This window comes from Priestia sp. YIM B13552, from assembly GCF_042787775.1.
Taxonomy (GTDB): domain Bacteria; phylum Bacillota; class Bacilli; order Bacillales; family Bacillaceae_H; genus Priestia; species Priestia megaterium_E.
On the sequence record NZ_JBHZOU010000001.1, the window covers coordinates 430,740 to 447,430 of the forward strand.

18 protein-coding genes are annotated in these 16,691 nt (G+C 38.4%); 4 read left to right on the forward strand and 14 right to left on the reverse strand.

Annotated features, from left to right (window positions below):
• Window positions 1-63: 63 nt before the first annotated feature.
• From ACFX40_RS02185 to ACFX40_RS02205, 5 genes are all read right to left on the reverse strand, one after another.
• On the reverse strand, window positions 64-1,869 hold the full coding sequence (locus ACFX40_RS02185; RefSeq protein WP_028407938.1) for an ABC transporter ATP-binding protein: 1,806 nt from the start codon (window positions 1,867-1,869) through the stop codon (window positions 64-66).
• Between the two features lie 15 nt (window positions 1,870-1,884).
• Window positions 1,885-3,621: an ABC transporter ATP-binding protein gene (locus ACFX40_RS02190; RefSeq protein ID WP_028407937.1), complete on the reverse strand. Its 1,737-nt coding sequence runs from the start codon at window positions 3,619-3,621 to the stop codon at window positions 1,885-1,887.
• A gap of 380 nt (window positions 3,622-4,001) precedes the next feature.
• Window positions 4,002-4,898 (reverse strand): phosphogluconate dehydrogenase (NAD(+)-dependent, decarboxylating), encoded by an 897-nt coding sequence (gene gnd / locus ACFX40_RS02195; RefSeq protein ID WP_263034403.1) that lies wholly within the window; start codon window positions 4,896-4,898, stop codon window positions 4,002-4,004.
• A 187-nt stretch (window positions 4,899-5,085) separates the two neighbouring features.
• Window positions 5,086-5,532, reverse strand: a complete 447-nt coding sequence (locus tag ACFX40_RS02200; protein WP_013056043.1) for a redoxin domain-containing protein — start codon at window positions 5,530-5,532, stop codon at window positions 5,086-5,088.
• 102 nt (window positions 5,533-5,634) lie between these two features.
• The gene (locus ACFX40_RS02205) at window positions 5,635-6,183 is read right to left on the reverse strand and encodes a peroxiredoxin (RefSeq protein WP_014461006.1); all 549 of its coding nucleotides are present in this window, start codon (window positions 6,181-6,183) and stop codon (window positions 5,635-5,637) included.
• A 356-nt stretch (window positions 6,184-6,539) separates the two neighbouring features.
• On the opposite strand from ACFX40_RS02205, the gene ACFX40_RS02210 reads away from it, so the two are divergent.
• Complete coding sequence (locus ACFX40_RS02210) at window positions 6,540-7,403, forward strand: mechanosensitive ion channel family protein (protein ID WP_098332286.1); 864 nt, start codon at window positions 6,540-6,542, stop codon at window positions 7,401-7,403.
• A 35-nt stretch (window positions 7,404-7,438) separates the two neighbouring features.
• Here ACFX40_RS02210 and ACFX40_RS02215 read toward each other — a convergent pair whose 3' ends face one another.
• The 6 genes from ACFX40_RS02215 to ACFX40_RS02240 form a co-directional block, all read right to left on the reverse strand.
• Window positions 7,439-7,684, reverse strand: a complete 246-nt coding sequence (locus ACFX40_RS02215) for a YkuS family protein (RefSeq protein ID WP_013056040.1) — start codon at window positions 7,682-7,684, stop codon at window positions 7,439-7,441.
• A 56-nt stretch (window positions 7,685-7,740) separates the two neighbouring features.
• Window positions 7,741-8,868 (reverse strand): N-acetyldiaminopimelate deacetylase, encoded by a 1,128-nt coding sequence (locus ACFX40_RS02220; RefSeq protein WP_263034404.1) that lies wholly within the window; start codon window positions 8,866-8,868, stop codon window positions 7,741-7,743.
• Window positions 8,869-9,012: 144 nt separating this feature from the next.
• On the reverse strand, window positions 9,013-9,732 hold the full coding sequence (dapD, locus tag ACFX40_RS02225) for a 2,3,4,5-tetrahydropyridine-2,6-dicarboxylate N-acetyltransferase (protein ID WP_013082280.1): 720 nt from the start codon (window positions 9,730-9,732) through the stop codon (window positions 9,013-9,015).
• A gap of 129 nt (window positions 9,733-9,861) precedes the next feature.
• Window positions 9,862-10,740: a transcriptional regulator CcpC gene (locus ACFX40_RS02230; RefSeq protein WP_013056037.1), complete on the reverse strand. Its 879-nt coding sequence runs from the start codon at window positions 10,738-10,740 to the stop codon at window positions 9,862-9,864.
• Between the two features lie 99 nt (window positions 10,741-10,839).
• A complete protein-coding gene (gene cbpB / locus ACFX40_RS02235; RefSeq protein WP_013056036.1) occupies window positions 10,840-11,295 on the reverse strand; it encodes a cyclic-di-AMP-binding protein CbpB in 456 nt (151 codons plus the stop codon).
• A gap of 381 nt (window positions 11,296-11,676) precedes the next feature.
• The gene (locus tag ACFX40_RS02240) at window positions 11,677-11,913 is read right to left on the reverse strand and encodes a YkuJ family protein (protein ID WP_013056035.1); all 237 of its coding nucleotides are present in this window, start codon (window positions 11,911-11,913) and stop codon (window positions 11,677-11,679) included.
• 280 nt (window positions 11,914-12,193) lie between these two features.
• Between ACFX40_RS02240 and ACFX40_RS02245 the strand changes: the two genes are divergently transcribed.
• On the forward strand, window positions 12,194-12,430 hold the full coding sequence (locus ACFX40_RS02245) for a glutaredoxin domain-containing protein (RefSeq protein ID WP_013056034.1): 237 nt from the start codon (window positions 12,194-12,196) through the stop codon (window positions 12,428-12,430).
• 41 nt (window positions 12,431-12,471) lie between these two features.
• Here ACFX40_RS02245 and ACFX40_RS02250 read toward each other — a convergent pair whose 3' ends face one another.
• The 3 genes from ACFX40_RS02250 to fadH form a co-directional block, all read right to left on the reverse strand.
• A complete protein-coding gene (locus ACFX40_RS02250; RefSeq protein WP_060746737.1) occupies window positions 12,472-12,942 on the reverse strand; it encodes a DUF3993 domain-containing protein in 471 nt (156 codons plus the stop codon).
• A 156-nt stretch (window positions 12,943-13,098) separates the two neighbouring features.
• On the reverse strand, window positions 13,099-14,310 hold the full coding sequence (locus tag ACFX40_RS02255; RefSeq protein ID WP_013056032.1) for an EAL domain-containing protein: 1,212 nt from the start codon (window positions 14,308-14,310) through the stop codon (window positions 13,099-13,101).
• Window positions 14,311-14,415: 105 nt separating this feature from the next.
• Window positions 14,416-15,180, reverse strand: a complete 765-nt coding sequence (fadH, locus tag ACFX40_RS02260) for a 2,4-dienoyl-CoA reductase (RefSeq protein ID WP_028407931.1) — start codon at window positions 15,178-15,180, stop codon at window positions 14,416-14,418.
• A 171-nt stretch (window positions 15,181-15,351) separates the two neighbouring features.
• Between fadH and ACFX40_RS02265 the strand changes: the two genes are divergently transcribed.
• Window positions 15,352-16,218 (forward strand): metallophosphoesterase, encoded by an 867-nt coding sequence (locus tag ACFX40_RS02265; RefSeq protein WP_013082275.1) that lies wholly within the window; start codon window positions 15,352-15,354, stop codon window positions 16,216-16,218.
• A gap of 145 nt (window positions 16,219-16,363) precedes the next feature.
• The gene (locus ACFX40_RS02270) at window positions 16,364-16,657 is read left to right on the forward strand and encodes a hypothetical protein (RefSeq protein WP_013082274.1); all 294 of its coding nucleotides are present in this window, start codon (window positions 16,364-16,366) and stop codon (window positions 16,655-16,657) included.
• Window positions 16,658-16,691: the final 34 nt, after the last annotated feature.

Genomic DNA, 16,691 nt, shown 5'->3' on the forward strand with positions numbered 1-16,691 from the left:
TATACCTCTTTACCATTTCTCACACTCATAGAAAAACAGAAGGATTAGCTCCCCCTGTTTTTTTTAAGCTGTAGCATGGGTTTGAACAAGGTAATAATATACGCCTTTTTGCTGCATTAGTTCCCCGTGATTCCCTGTTTCAATAATGCTTCCGTGATCTAATACAATGATGTTATCTGCCTCTCGTATAGTAGATAACCGATGAGCAATCATGATGGCAGTTCTATCTTTTAACAGCGTTTTAAGCGCCTGTTGAATCTTCACTTCTGTTTCCGTATCGATGCTTGCTGTCGCTTCATCTAAAATGATAATACGAGGATCAGCCAACAGCGTTCGAGCAAATGAAATCAGTTGACGCTCTCCCACGGATAAGACGTTTCCTCGTTCTTCTACTTCCGTATCATAGCCTTTTTTCAGACGCTTTATAAAATCTGCAGCTCCTACCGCTTTTGCGGCCTTAATCACTTCATCATCAGTAGCATCCGGTTTTCCAAACCGTATGTTTTCCATAATGGTTCCTGAAAAGATAAAGGTTTCTTGCAGCACAATACTAATTTGCGCCCGTAAACTTGTTAACGTAATATCTTGAATAGGCATATTATCAATTAAAATCTGCCCTTCGTTCACATCATAAAAACGGGTGATTAAATTAGCAATGGACGTTTTTCCAGATCCAGTATGCCCCACTAAAGCAACCGTCTGGCCTTCTTTTATGTCAATTGATACGTTGTTGAGAGCTTTCCGCTTCCCATCATAAGAAAATGAGACGTGCTTGAACTCGACTTTTCCCTTCATACCGTCTAAAGACGTAGCGGTTTCCAAATCTGTGACGAGAGGTTTTTCATCTAGAAATTCAAAAATACGCTCGGATGAAGCCATTCCCATTAATAATTGATTATACACTTGCCCTAAACGAGAAATCGGTTCCCAAAACATTCCAAGATAAAAAGCAAATGATACAAAAATACCAATTGTTAGCCGTTCATCTTGAATAAGTGCGGCACCGAACCAAATTAAAATAGCCGTTCCGACAGCATTTGTGAGTTCTACAAACGGTCGAAACATGGCATTTTTTCGAGTAGCTTGCCTCCAGCTCTCGTAATTTTCACTGTTTATGCGCTCGAAAAACAGCATATTTTCTTGTTCTTGAGCAAATGATTGAGTGACGCGAATGCCTTGAATACTCTCATTTAAATGTGAATTTAATACTGACTGCTTCATACGAACAACTTGCCATGACCGACGAATTCTTCTTCTCAGCTTTGTGGAAATCAAGAACATAATCGGTAAAATGACTAAAACAGCACATGTCAAAGCAGGACTGAGAGAAAATAAGATAACTACAATCCCAACTAACAATAAGAGGTCCATAAACAGGTTAACTACCCCGTTGGTAAATAAATCTTGAAGAGAGTTAATATCATTCATAATCCTTACAAGAATAGAGCCTCCTGAACGCGTATCAAAAAACCGGTGCGACAGCCCTTGAACATGCGTAAATAAATGTTTTCTTAAATCATATATAACGTGCTGCCCGAGTTGGTTCATCCATTTAATTCGAAAAACATTCGAAATATAAGAGAGGACATACAAGCTAAAGATTATGAAAACTAACTGCATGAGCAGCGTGCTATTCTTATCTTTTACAGCGTGATCAAGCGTATAGACACCTATCAAAATAGGAATAGCGAGTCTAATGACCGTCGTGATAATGACCATAAGAAACGAGAAAGGAAGCAAGTTTTTTCGATATGGATGAAGATAACGAAACAAGCGGGCCATTTGCTTCCAGTTAAACATCTTATCAATGATTTGATCTGTTTGATAATAAAAGCGCTCTCGCACAACTTTATTTTTTTGAGCTTCCATTCTATTCCTCCCTTGTTATACGTTCATTACCGACGTATTGCTTTCATATTGAATGTCATAAATATTTTTATAAATCCCTTGCTTTTGAATGAGCGTTTCATGGCTTCCTCTCTCTTTTATTTGACCCTCATGTAAAACCAAAATTTCATCGGCATGTCGCAAAGAAGAAAGGCGGTGTGCGATAATAAACGTAGTACGATTTTTCATCACTTCTTTTAAAGCCAATTGAATTTCTCTTTCTGTTTTCATATCAACGGCACTCGTCGCATCATCTAATACTAAGATGCTCGGGTTTAAGATAAGCGCTCGTGCAATCGCAATGCGCTGCTTTTGTCCTCCTGATAACCCCAGTCCTCTCTCTCCCAGCATCGTGTCATACCCATCAGGAAGCTCCATAATAAAGTCGTGTGCCTGCGCTCGTTTTGCAGCATCAACAATGTCTTCTCTAGAAATCCCTGGCACTCCATAGGAAATGTTGGTTCCTATGCTGCTTGAGAACAAAAACGTTTCTTGAAGTACAAAGCCAATTTCTTTCCGAAGAACAGAGAGCGGATACTCTTTAATCGGAAGATGATTAACTAAGATTTGTCCTGAAGTCGGTTCGTAAAACCTCGTAAGCAGCTGTGTTAAGCTTGTTTTTCCTGCTCCAGTTGCTCCGATTAAACCTACTACTTTTCCTTTAGAAGCAGAAAATGATATGTTCTCAAGCGACTTTTTTTCTTCGTTTGGATAGGATAAGCTAACATGTTGAAACTCGACCGTTCCATTAATAGAGAAACTCCCGGCATGCTCATGGACTTTTTCTTCTTCTTCTAAAATTTCTAGCAGCCTTTCACCTGAAGCTTTAGACTGTGAAAACATATTGATAACAAACCCTAGATTCATAATAGGCCACATTAAATAAGAGGTTAAGCTAAAGAAAGCAACAAGCTCCCCCGGACGTACGCTTCCGTTCATAACAAGCGCTCCTCCGTACGCAAGGAGACCAACAATGGATAAGTTTCCTATAAACTCCATTAAAGGGAAATAAGTTGCCCACACATTCGCGGTTTCAATGTTTCGATTTTTATAAACTCCGTTGGAGTCGTTAAATTTAGAGGTTTGAAATTTTTCTCTTGATAGTGACTTGACCGTTTGTATGCCGCTTATATTTTCCTGAACATTTGTATTAAGTTCCCCAAACGATTGGCGAATTAAGCGAAACGCTGGATGAACGCGTTTATCAAAACGATAAACAGCTACTCCCAAAAAAGGCAGCAGGCAGATTGTGACAAGAGTGAGTGAAATAGAGTAGTAGAACATAACGGAAAAGCTGGCAGTAAGTAAAATAACGAAGCGAATTAATTCTGAGAAGCCAAAAGATAGAAAAAAACGAAATCCTTCTACATCAGCTGTCAACCTAGACATCAAGTCCCCTGTTTTAGCATTGTCATAGTAAGAAAACGGTAAATACTGAAGTTTGCGGTAAAGTTTATTGCGAAGAGTATACACGGACTTAATTCCAAATAAGTCGCCGTAATATTGCTGAATATATGTAAAGATTCCTTTGACAATCATCAGCCCAATAAAAATAAATGCTACATTATCGACTAGCTGATATTGTTTTCCTAACACAATATGATCAATCGTATATTGCAGCACAATAGGGTAAATCACAGTGATGGAGGTTACCAACAACAAGCAAATAGCAGAATAAAAAAAGTACATTCGGTACGGCAAATAAAAATCTTTTAGTTTTTTAAACGTTTCCATATACCCCTTCCTTCCTTTAGCTAAAATGTGGCACACATATTTAAATATATCGGTTCCCGAAATAAATTACCATAATTTTTAGATATTTTTTCAAAAAAAGGTAAATAGTCATAAAAAAGAGGATGGGATATAACTAAATGAATTCAATCTAAAGACGAACAAATGGAATACGTTAGTTGAGCTGCTTGTGATACCGCAGTTGATTTCCCTGCAAGACTTTGCTTTCCGCGGGCGCCCCACTTGTACTCCTATCAACTGCTAGAAAGATTTAAACAGACGAAACTATTCACTGTAACAAAAAAACGAACCACTAATCAAAAATGTTGATCAATGGTTCGTTTTTCACTTCGTCTAAAATACGTTTGTCCCAGCGTCTTTTTTTATTGTTTTTCTACTGCATGTCCGCCGAACTCATTGCGAAGAGCGGCAACTACTTTACCTGTAAACGTATCGTCTTCAAGTGAGCGATAGCGCATCATTAACGATAAAGCAATAACTGGCGTTGGCACTTGTAAATCTAAAGCTGATTCAACCGTCCATTTTCCTTCACCGGAAGAATGCATAACTCCTTTAATACTGTCAAGTTTTGCATCTTTTGAAAATGCACGTTCCATTAATTCGATTAACCATGAGCGAATAACAGAGCCATTATTCCATACGCGGGCTACAGCTTCATAGTCATAGTCAAATTCACTTTTCTCTAACACATCAAAACCTTCAGCAATTGCTTGCATCATGCCGTACTCAATTCCGTTATGAACCATTTTCAAGAAGTGGCCGCTTCCTGCTGCACCTGAATAAAGATAGCCGTTTTCTACGTTGATGTCGCGGAAAATAGGTTCGATTGTAGCAAATGCTTCTTTATCTCCCCCAATCATCATACAAGCACCGTTTCGGGCACCTTCCATTCCGCCGCTTGTTCCGACATCAAAGTAGTGAATTCCTTTTTCAGCAGAAGCTGCAGCACGTCGTACAGAATCTTTATACTTGGAATTACCGCCTTCAATAATCATATCTCCTTCTTCAAGTAGTTCTTGGAGCTCAGAAATTACTTTTTCTGTGAGCTCTCCAGCCGGAACCATGACCCAAGCAATGCGTGGTTTTTCTAATTTCCTCACTAATTCTTTAATGGAAGAAGCGCCTTCTGCTCCCTTTTCTGATACTTTCTGTACGGCTTCGTTGTTCACATCGAATGCTACTACAGAATGGTTATGATCTAGTAAATTCAATACTAAGTTTGCTCCCATTTTCCCTAAGCCAATCATACCTAATTTCATATGTAAATTACCTCCAATAGTAAGTTTCGTATCATGTTGTTAGTGTTAGTATGGTGTAAACTCACAAGAAAAAATCCACATTTTTATATTTCCTTTATCAGTTACTTCCTACACACAAAAAAGAAAAACATTCGATGCAAGTTCTACTAAGCATCGAATGCTTTTCACCTGTTACAACTGCCTGTATTTATTCGTTCTCGCCTAATACACGATTCACGCGCTTTTCAAGCATTTTCATACCGCTTCCACCAGCTTGGAAGTGGCGTAGCTGACCTGTTTTGTCAAATACATAATATGCCGGTACATATTGATTTTCAAATGCATCCGTTAATTTATGCTCACTGTCTACAAAAATTGGCTGCGTAATATCATGTTCTGCTGCTACTTCTTTAATTTTTGATAAGTCTAAATCATCTTCAGAGCGCGGCATATGAACTGCTACTACGTTTAATTGATCCTTGTATTGGTCGCGAAATTCATTTACTTGAGGCATTGCTTCTTTACATAAATGACAGCTTACTGACCAAAAATGAATAAGCGTTGGCTTTTCGCCGATTAGCTGCTCTTTTGTAACCTCTCCGTTTAACCATTCTGTAGCGCCCGTTAACTCAGGCATTGGCTGACGTAATTTCATGAATAAAAGCCTCCCTTATTTTCACTATTATTAACTATATGTTCTTTATTATCCGATGAAAAAAAGGCCTAACGTGGACGTTAGACCTTTTAAACGTTGTGCTTACGCGTTTAAAGTAGCTTGACCTGGTTTCCAGTTAGCTGGGCAAAGTCCGCCAGTTTGTAACGCTTGAAGAACACGTAAAGTTTCATCAACGTCACGGCCAATATTGTTGTGGTTCACAACTGAATATTGTAATTCGCCTTCTGGGCTGATGATGAATAAACCGCGAAGTGCTACACCTTCTTCTTCAATTAAAACGCCGTACTCACGAGAAACAACGTGATTTGTATCAGCTGCTAATGGATATTTAAGATCACCTAAACCATTATCTTTACGATCAGTGTTGATCCAAGCTAAGTGTGTATGGATTGTGTCTGTAGAAACACCGATTACTTCTGCGTCAAGATCTTCAAACTCATCATAACGGTCAGAAAGTGCAGTGATTTCTGTTGGACATACAAATGTAAAGTCCATTGGATAGAAGAATAATACTGTCCATTTGTCATTTTTAATATTTTCTTCTAAGCTAACTTTACCGAATTCTTTGTTTGATAATACAGCTTCCATTTCAAAGCGTGGAGCTTGTTTACCTACCATACGTTCTGGCATACATGATCCCTCCAAATAATTATTAAATGAGAAAATGTATAAAACATTCTCACTTATGTACTGTTATAACGGTTTTCATTATAATGGATATTGTTTTTTTAGTCAATATTAATTAAGAATGAATTTAAACAACATCTTATAATGGTAACATAGTTGTTATGCCCGCCTTTAGGGCAAATTAAACCCTGACTTCAGCAAAAAAATGCTATAAAAGGGTTGCATTTATTTACCTTCTCAGTTTAGCATGTCTAATATCGGGAATAAACAAATGTGCTCATACTCTTACAAAATCTTTTCCACAGAATAAATTCCCACTTATTAATATTGAAACAGAACATAGGAAGGATGAACAACTAATGTTTAAGATGCAAGACATCAACTGGGAACAGCTTCTTACCGATGCCGGAGTTATTGTGTTAAAACTCATTGCCATTACCATTGTATTTTTACTTGTACGAGCAATTGGTAAAAAAGTTATTGAACGTTCCTTTGAAAAAATGAGCGAGCGCGAAAATGCTACGCGCGGACGTATGCTCACACTCAAAAGTTTAACCGTTAATGTGTTTTCATATGTACTTATTTTTATTTTTGTCGTTATGCTGCTTGAAGCAGTAAATATCCATGCCACAGCTCTATTAGCTGGTGCCGGAGTTGTGGGTCTAGCAATCGGGTTCGGTGCTCAAGGACTGGTTAGCGACGTTGTAACAGGTTTCTTTTTACTTCTTGAAAAACAGCTTGATGTTGACGACTATGTAACAACCGGAAGTTTTTCAGGAATTGTCGAATCAGTAGGTCTTCGTACTACTCAAATTCGCGGATTTGATGGAACTCTACACTATGTGCCTAACCGTGAAATTACCAGCTTAAGCAATCATTCCCGAGGCAATATGCGCGCGTTGATCGATATTGGCATTTCGTATGATGATGATATTGACAAAGCTATTTCCGTACTAGAAAAAGTATGCGAGCGCGTTGCTGCAACAAATGAAAACATTGTAGAAGGACCAAACGTGATAGGAGTTCAGGGTCTAGGCGCATCGGACGTTGTGCTTCGTGTAGTTGGCAAAGCTAAAAACGGTGAACAGTGGGGGATTGAACGTCAGCTTCGCAAAGAGTTTAAAGAAGCGTTTGACGCAAACGGTATTGATATTCCGTTCCCTCACCAAGTAAATATTGATAAAAAGCAGCCTGAAGATGCCAAGCAGCCTCAGCATGCATAAAAAATAGCCGAAGGATTTATTCCTTCGGCTTTCTTTTATCCTTGTACCTTGTTGCCTACTTGCTGACAAATTTCTTCTGCCGTTAATCCGCTAGCTGTAATAACTGAGCCTTGCGTTACTGCATCAGAAATCCCCATTACGTTTGAATCCTGTCCTGTTACAACACAGCAATCGCACCCTTGTGCATCACTTTCGTTGCGTAATTGTACCACTTCATGTCCGAGCTGCTGAAGTGCAGCTTGTACATCTGTTAAACCGTATTCTACACCAATTCGTGCCATCGTTGCCCACCTCCTCATGGTATTAATTTAGCCATAAGGAAAAATGATTATACGATTTATTGATTGCCTTTATGTTCAAAATATTTTGTAATAAGTGAAATCGCAATATCTATTGCGCCTTCATGAGGCTGCAGCTTTGCATGATGAAGCCCATATTCAGACTGAACGCCAAGCCAAAACATAAATCCAGGAATATTTTTTAGCATATAGCCAAAATCTTCTCCTGTCATTGCTTCTTTGCACTCAATGACATCCACGTCCGTTTGCGCTTCGGCAAATTCCATGAACTCTCGGGTGACTTCATGGTGATTATATACTTGATGATACATACAGCCATAATCAATGGCTGTTTCACACTGATACCCTACTTCTACTCCTTTAACAATCGCTTCAATTCGTTCTTTAACACGCGTCATTGATTCAGGAGATAGCGTGCGAATGGTTCCTTCTATGCGAGCTCGCTCCGCAATAATATTTTGAACCGTCCCGCCTTGAATTTTTCCTACTGTAATTACAGCGCTGTCTAGCGGATCAACGTTGCGAGCAACAATAGTTTGAAGCTGTGAAACGAGCTGACATGCAGCAACTACCATATCATTTGTTGTATGTGGATAAGCAGCATGGCCGCCTTTTCCTTTTAAATCAATAAATAGCTCAGACGTGTTAGCAAATAGTAACCCTTCCTTCAGCGCAATCGACCCAACCGGATATTCAGGCGCTACGTGAAGGGCGAAGATGAAATCTGGCAGCCATTCTTTCATGATGTCGCTTTGGAGCATTGGCTGTGCTCCTCCTGGACCTTCTTCTGCAGGTTGAAAGATAAACAGTACATTATCTTTGATTTCATGCTGAGCAAAGTAAGTCAGTACGCCTAATCCAATGGCCATATGCATATCATGTCCGCAGGCATGCATGAGTCCTTCATGCTGTGATTGAAAAGAATAATTCGTTTCTTCCGTGATAGGAAGACCGTCAATATCTGCTCGGTAGCCTATTGTTTTAGTTGGATTTGTACCATGTACTTTAACAAAGAGTCCTGTTTTCCACGTCTTTACTTCTAAGCGCTCTTGCGGAAGAGTGTTAATATAATCAAGCAAAAAACGCTGTGTTTTCACCTCTTGAAACCCTAATTCAGGAATTTTATGTAGCTCTCTTCTTATTTTCACAAATTCATTTTCAGCCATGTGTATGTCCTCCTCACGAAATAAAGAAGAAAGCGTGGTTGCCCACGCTTCCAACTTGTCCATATGATACGTTCAAGGATTCAGTATCCCAATCGCTAAAACCGATTAATTCAGCAAAGAAAAAGCGTAAACTGATCGTTTTTCTTATTCTTCGTTTAATTGACGCAATTCTTGCTTGATTTCTGTTTTAGACTTTGTTTTTTCGTCAATTTCTTTAATAACGCGAGCCGGCGTACCTGCTACTACTGTGTAAGGAGCTACATCTTCTACCACAATTGCACCTGCAGCAACTACGGCACCTTTACCTACTGTTACACCTTCAAGAACAACAGCATTAGCACCGATTACTACATCATCTTCTACTACAACTGGTTTTGCAGAAGGTGGCTCAATAACACCAGCTAATACAGAACCTGCGCCGATGTGACAGTTTTTACCTACTGTCGCACGACCACCAAGTACTACGTTCATGTCGATCATTGTTCCTTCACCGATCACAGAGCCGATGTTAATAGATGCACCCATCATAATAACAGCGTTGTCGCCGATTTCAACTTGATCGCGAATAATAGCGCCTGGCTCAATACGAGCTTTAATTCCTTTCATATCTAATAAAGGAATCGCAGAGTTGCGGCGATCGTTTTCAATTACGTAGTCTTCAATTTTTCCTTCGTTTGCTTCAATAGCAGCTTTGATTTCTTTCCATTCACCAAATACTACACCTGTGTTTCCCGTTACGAATGTTTTAGAAGATGAACCAAAGTCAATTCCTTCTACTTCACCTTTTACGTAAACTTTTACCGGTGTTGATTTTGTGCTGTTTTGAATAAATGAGATAATCTCATTAGCATCCATCATTTTCATTATGTATTCCTCCTAAGTAAGCAATGTCTCATTTAATGTAACAAAATGCTTTCACAATGACAAGCATCATTATCGTTTTAATAAAAAGATAACGATTGCAAATAAAAAAAGCGAGCATCTAGGCTCGCTTTATACCGTTTCTCTTACATATTCACGTACAATATCAACAAATGCGCGAACTTGCTTCAGTTTAAACGCTGATTCATATCCAACTAAAGAAGTGTCTCGCGTAATTGGCTCTCCATTTGCTTTCAGAAGCGGCGTCCGGTGAATATGGCTTCCAGCTTCTTTAATAGCAATCGATGGTAAAATAGCGAAGCCAAGACCATTTAAAGCCATTTGCTTACACGTCTCAATCTGATCCACTACAATCGTACGCTTCGGTGTAGTATGAAACTCTCGATGCCACCATTCTAAAATTTCTTGATAATACGTTGAGTCACTTTTAAATTGAATAAATGGTCGATGAGTATTTACTACTTCCGCTGCCCTTTCAATTTCTGAATCAACTAGGTAAAGAGGATCTGTAAATAAATGTTCTTTGACGCCTTTCCAATCCGGATTTCCGCGTATGATTCCAATATGTACCTCATCTTCGTACAGATAGCGAAGCATTTCACTGCTCCAGCCAGTTACAAGAGAGATTTTAGCATGTGGGTAGCGATCCATATAGCGTTTTAACACCGCCGGCAGCCAGTGCTGTCCAATAATCGAAGCCACCGCTAATTTGAGTGTACCATATACTTCATTATCTAAATGATGCAAGTCCTCACGAACCCGATCTTCTTTTTCTACCACTTCTTTTGCAAATTGAACAATCTTTTCTCCAGCAGGCGTTAATGACAGTCCTTTTTGCGAACGAATGAAGATTTGTGTATCCCATGCTTTTTCAATGGTTTGCAGCCTCTGTGATAAAGCTGGTTGCGATACAAATAATCTCTCTGCAGCTTTTCTCATATTTAATTCTTGAGCTAATACAACGAGCATTCGACATTCTATTAATTGCATTCAGTTATTCCTTTCAAGCCTCTTTTTACTTTCATTTTACCTTTATCATATAAGAAAAAAACGGAGAAAGATAGGCTGAAACACGATTTCTTAAAAAAATTATTGAAATGACTCTTTCGGGAGAATGATGGACTGCCTTCTTAATGACTTCAACAAATTTCTTCGTGTTAAAATCCCTTCAAAAATACCATCTTCATTCTCTACGCACAAAAAAGGATGGTTAATCATGGCATTTATGACTTTTAATACAGATTTTTTCATGGAGACACGAGGGACATTTTGATTCATAACTTCTTCTACTTTCATGGTTTCTAATCGTTCAAATTCAATGCGCTTTAATCCTAAAATCGAATCTAAAATAAGCGTCATGCTCACGAACCCCTGCAGCTGAAACCTTGGATTTAATACGGGAATGGACGTATAGCCAGTCTTTGTTAACACAAGCAAAGCATGTTCTAAATTGTTTCCCACTTGAACATGAGCAACTTTATCAGAAGTGACAAGCAAATCTCGAAGTTCAATTTGATTTAACTGATTGTGATCAATATCAATCATTTATACATTCTCCTTCCATTTCTCATAACTTCCACGCGTGTAAAGAGAAAAAGAACAAGCTACAAAATGAAAATAGCTTGCTTACGTAAATGCGAACCTTTAAGAGGGAATAGAAGCAGACACACTCGATGTTTTCCCTTATATGTTAAGTCTAGATTCTTTTAAAACAAGTGTCAACGAAAGTTCATAATTATCTGAATTTTTTATTTTGATTTTTTTACAGCATTCGACCCGTTCCTTCCCTTTATCAGAAAATCCGCTATCGCTTTGTCGATATTTCTCGGGAAAATAGGACAGAAGCCACCGCAAAAACTCCATACGCAGTAACAAAAAATGCCGCAAAGTATAAAATCCTTTGCGGCATTCGTTTTGCTTTATCCCTTAATGAATAAGTTCAAAAATCTCAATTGCAATCATATCAACGTTATCAAATTGATAAACGGCTGGCTTTTCACCATCTTGATATACTTCAAGTTCGTATGTTTCAGTTTTTGCATGATATTTCACGCTGCAAATTCTTTTTCCCTCTACTTCGAAGAAGCGTTGTGGCGCTTCACTTCCACTTGCTTGCTCACGGAGATTCACAAGACGAGTTAAAATACCTTGTAATTGTGACATATAATCTCTCCTTTCACCTATTACATCATTACGCATTCGACTTTTCTACAATATCAATTCAAATAAATACTTTATCTAAACTAATACTTAAAAGACACCATTTCACTATATGCCACATACTAAAAAAACACAAGTACTTTACGTGATTTTTCATAAGAAAATGCCTTATTATAGCGATATATGTCGTTTTTTATTATAATAACATAGCGATATACTATGTATCATACAAAACTTCATTCTACTTTAACACCATTCATTTTAATATAGGGAGGTGCTTTCATTGAGATCTATAGAGTTGTACACACAACCAGCTTGCCCACCTTGCGAAATTGTTAAACAGTTTTTACAGCATCATCACGTTTCCTATAAAGAATTTGACGTATCTAAAGATGCTTCTGCTCGAAAACGAATGACTACTGAGTTAGAGTCTTATTCCACTCCGACCATTCGTGTTGACCAGGAAATTATCAGAGGATTTGACCTTCAAGCGCTTGAGAAGCTTCTTAACATCGGGTAACCGAAACACTCAAAATAAGCTTTTCTTGGCTATTTTGAGTGTTACTTACTATATATAAACTTTTGCACTTTCCATTTCCCTTGTTTTTTTACTAACGTGATCATTTCGTAATGATCTTGGTATTTTACCCGTTCATTATGCACAGCCGGAAAAAATTGATAGACATAAGCTTTGTTTTGGTCGGAATGAAGAGCTACCTTCGTTTGTTCATCGAAAGAAAAGAAAGGGATGTAGTGTGTTAAATATTCAGGTCCCTCTCCGACATACCCTTGAGCTTTTTGTAAGAGAGCCTCATTAAAAAACACAGATGCATACTCATCATCTAAAAACAATTTCAGCTCACGAACAGCGTCTTGATTAGTATGAGCAGACGCAGCTCTTAGCTGAGCCTGATAAGCGTCCTGCAAATTTATAAAGATTTCATGCCTAATCTCTCCTGATACTTCTGCATGAACAGACTTTCCTGAGTACAAGACAATCAGCAAAAAGACAAGTAAGCATATTTTCTTCAAATTAAATCAGCTCCTTAACTTCTTTTTTATTAGAATTCCGAAATTTTCTTTACCTATGCATATCTCTATAACCGACTGTCGTTCTCCTCTAAAAAAACATAAAAAAACGGCAACCACTTTTGCTGGTTGCCGGTTTAACTTCAACTTATTTATTCTCTACAAAACGTCTCTTTCGTATAAAAAAGAATATGAAATATCAAGGAATATATAGTGCATATTATCAATCGGATACGAAAAAGTTCGGATATTCTCACCTGTTTCAATATCATTATACAAATCTGATAATATGCCTTTTTTTTCATAGCTCATTCGAATAATATTCTCAAGAAAATATGGGCGCCAGCTCCAATTTTTCTTTACATATTCAGGTTCAAGAATCCAATCCTCGTTTTTCTTTACATAGTTAGAAGACTTTTGAAATCCATTTTCATCGCAGATGTAAAGACGAAAACACACGTTGGATAGTTCTTCTGCAATAACAGGCAGCATATCGTCATACGTTTCTAACTTTCTGCACTTTGTCATTACCTGCTGCATTTTATCTTGAAAGCGTTCTGTCAGCTGGTAAACAGCAAGCAGCTTTTTCTTTTCGTGAGCGATATACATTTCAAAACGTTCCTTTAGTTTATCCTTTAAGATGTTCGGATCGACAAGTTCAGCAGCCGGCTTATGTAAATAATAACCTTGAAAATACCTGCCTCCGTTTCTCCATGCATATTGCAGCTGATAGGAGGCTTCTATATCTTCGTATAGAAGCGTAGCACCCATTTTTCTTGCTAACAGAGATAAAGAATACAATACGTCTTGATACGACTGCGCCATGTCCGTTTGTCTCAGAATATGTAAATCTACTTTTAAGATATCTGGTGAAAGCAACCCAATCCTGTCTAGATTACTACTTTCTTTTCCTATATTATCAATTGCAATCTTAATACCATATGTTTGATAATACTTTAGTAAGTGTTGAAGTGATTCCAAATCTCCACTAAAATTGTGTTCTGTAATTTCGAGAACAATTCGATCAAGCGATAATCCTTTATTTTCGAAAAGTTGCAATAATTCTAGCAAGGATTCTCCATGATCGTTCATTAATAAATTAGGGTTCTGATTAATAAAAATTAAAAATTGTTCTTCCTGGGTCAACATATGCTCGAGCGCTTGCGTTAAAACAGCATAATCAACTTCTATGCGATATTCATCCGGAATCGCATCATCATGAAAGAATGGGCCGAGACTTTCAATTTCCCCTTCATTTTGAAACCTCGCCAACACTTCATAGCCAATTACTCTATGTCCATCTGCACTAAAAATTGCTTGATAATACGGAAGAGTTTTCTCTATGTTTGTTAATACATCTAACGGGTCCACTCAACTCTCCCCTCTCCTTGTTCACTTTACGTTAGTATAATACGAATAGCATAATTTTGCTAGCCCTTCTCGGTTTGCTTTGTACTTTTTAGTGCGTATCCAACCTTAAAAAGGATGCTGATTTAGCCACTGTCCCCCGTCCATTGTGATGCATTCCCCATTGATATAAGATGCTTCATCGGAGAATAAGAAACTGGCTAATCCTGCTATTTCCTCAGGAGTTCCAAGGCGTCCTAGTGGTACAGAATTCAATGTACGCGCTTTCATTTTTTCTGATTCAAATAATTTATCGGCTCCTCCTGTTCGCTCGATCGGCCCCGGTGCAATCGCATTTACCCGTATACCATATTTCTTTCCCCACTCTACCGCGAGCGTGCGCGTCATGGTTAAAACTCCTGACTTGGCACAAGCTGAATGAATAACACCTGCTCCTGCATTCCATGCATATGTAGCCACAATGTTTGTAATGGCCCCTTTTGTACCTTTATCGATCCAATATTTCCCGACTGCGGAACTGCAATAAAATGTACCATTTAATACGATATTAATTACGCTGTTCCATCCATTAATGGATAAGTCTTCAGCTGCACATATAAAATTGCCTGCAGCGTTATTAACTAAAAAATCAATTTGGCCAAATGCCTTGTCCGTTTCTTGAACCATTCGTTCTACATCTTCTGGATTGCGTACATCCATTACCACTGAAAGTACCTGTCCATCAAACGTTTTAATTTCATTTTCTGTCTCTTGTAATCGATCGGCTGACCTACCTGTGATTACCACATGAGCACCTTGTTCTGCAAATCGCTTCGCCATATGTTTTCCCATTCCGCTTGAACCGCCAGTAACAATTACGACCTTGTTCTTCAATTTATATTCCTCCCCAAAACATAAGTGTTTTACAACTATCATTTTACTATTTTTTCTGAATAAAGTGAAACTTTTATCCATTTAACTTAAAAGCAGACTTCTCGTTGTGATGATAAAAAAAACAATGCTATAATGAAAACTTGAAAACTATAAGGAATAGGTTGATTTTGCATGAAAAAGACGTATACAAGACGATCTTTTTTGAAAGGACTAGCGTCTATTTCGTTAGGGTCTTTGCTCACCACGTCTTTTGGGTATACATATGCCAAATATATTGAGCCTAGACGTCTGCAAATTGTTCGTCATACAATTACTTCTAAAAACATTCCGAAAAGCTTTAACGGAATAAAAATTTTACAATTTAGTGATATTCATCTTGGACTCTCTTATGATTTATTACAACTAGAACAGCTTATGGTGACCATAAATAATTTGAAGCCTACTATTATATTATTTACCGGAGATTTAATGGATGTACCTAATGAATACCCGCATCCAGAAAGAATTCCTCCGATTTTACAGAGGCTTCAGGCTCCTCTTGGAAAATATGCTATATATGGTAATCATGATCACGGGGGATATGGAACAAATATCTACAAACAAGCCATTGAAGACGCAGGATTTAGACTTTTAGTAAATGAAGTTGACACGGTGTCCATGCCCGATAAAAGCTACATTCATATTTGTGGACTCGATGATATTATGCTTGGGAACCCACAATATGAAGGAACGCTAGGGCAATTACAGCCGGACATTTTTTCTATTGCTATGATTCATGAACCTGACGTTGCTGTCAAAGCAGCTCCTTTTCCAGTGGATCTTCAGCTCTCCGGCCATAGTCATGGAGGCCAAATTCAAATTCCTTTTTACGGTCCTTTGATTACACCGCCCTTTGGGACGGTTTACCCTGAAGGAATGTACGAAGTTGGAGATTCTAAAATGAAGCTTTATGTGAATAGAGGCTTAGGAACCACTCGCATTCCTTTTCGTTTTTTAGCTACGCCTGAAATTACGCTTTTCACCTTGCAATCAACATAAAAACGCCCCGTAAGGGCGTTTTTATGTTTTTTGTCTTTTTTTAGCTGATCATGACCGCCTAATTCTAGTCTTAAAGAAATAAACCAGGCTCAAAAGCTTCCGTTCAGCCATACACTACAAAGACAACTGACAAGGAGGTTAAATTATGTACTATCAATATCCCTATACAGGATATCGTAATATTCCAAATGGTGACGAGCGCTTTTTTGGATTTCCTTTTGTTGCTGGCTTAGCTGGTGGGCTGCTTGGCGGACTAGCTGTTGGCGGTTTTGGAGGCAGACCTGGGTGCTGTCCACCACCTTATCCTTATCCAGTTCCATTTTACGGCGGTGGATTTCCTGGAGGAGGCTACCCTGGTGCCGGCTATGGAGGCGGTGCTCCTGTTTATAACACATACTACGGACCTGGATACGGTCCTGTTGGTCCCATTCCTAGATAATAACATCACTAAAAAGCCGAGTATTCGGCTTTTT